The organism is Catenibacterium faecis, from assembly GCF_014306455.1.
In the GTDB taxonomy this organism is placed as follows: Bacteria; Bacillota_I; Bacilli_A; order Erysipelotrichales; family Coprobacillaceae; genus Catenibacterium; species Catenibacterium mitsuoka_A.
Map to the genome: position 1 here is coordinate 1 of NZ_JACRWG010000154.1, position 827 is coordinate 827.

At 25.3% G+C, this 827-nt stretch carries 1 protein-coding gene; it reads right to left on the bottom strand.

Features of this window, described 5'->3' with window-relative positions; genetic code table 11:
• Nucleotides 1–104: 104 nt before the first annotated feature.
• The gene (locus tag H8909_RS13220; protein ID WP_187013155.1) at nucleotides 105–332 is read right to left on the bottom strand and encodes a radical SAM family protein; all 228 of its coding nucleotides are present in this window, start codon (nucleotides 330–332) and stop codon (nucleotides 105–107) included.
• Between the last annotated feature and the right edge of the window lie 495 nt (nucleotides 333–827).

Genomic DNA, 827 nt, shown 5'->3' on the forward strand with positions numbered 1-827 from the left:
TATATATAGTAAATTTAGTGGCTAAAAACGCTATATATAGTAAATTTAGAATCTAAAAACACTTTAATTATCTAATATGGTGAGGTCTATTTCAATCCACTATATTATTTGGCGCTTACTTTTGATTTAGTTAATATTTCTACATTTGTATCAATGTTTGAGTTTTTTATCTCCATTAATGCCTTTTGAGTTTTTTTGTACTTTAAATTTAATGGCTGAAATGGATCAGTTACAGATGAAAACAAAACAGTTTTATTTTCTAATTTTTTTAGATTTTTTGTCTGCCAATCCTTTATTACGATATATTCTCCCCATACTTCATCTATTTTCATAAAACGTTTCATAAAACAAGCATAACAATAAATACATTTATGCGAACATCCAACATACGGATTTACTACAATATCTGCAGCAGGTAATTGACTTTTTGTATAAACGTCTTTCACATTTTTTTGTATAACTTTCATACTATTTTTTATTCGAACTTTCTATCTAATTTTGTTATATTTTTTACGCATAATAAACTTATAATTGATATTGATAAAATCAAACTTATTTCTCCCATGAAATGTGACTGATCAAAAATATATCCAATCGCAAAAAATACTACTGTACTAAATACTAAAGATATAAATGATACTATAGAGATATATGTGCTTCGGTTATCATCATCAATGTATACATGCTTATACTCATTTGTAATTTGCGGATAGTGTAAAATATTTTGTGTAAATTATGATTTTTCAATTATAGAAAATGGACATATTTCCTAGTAAAATTAAGTCGACCAAAACATTAATCTAAGGAGATATGCCCATGAATTATTT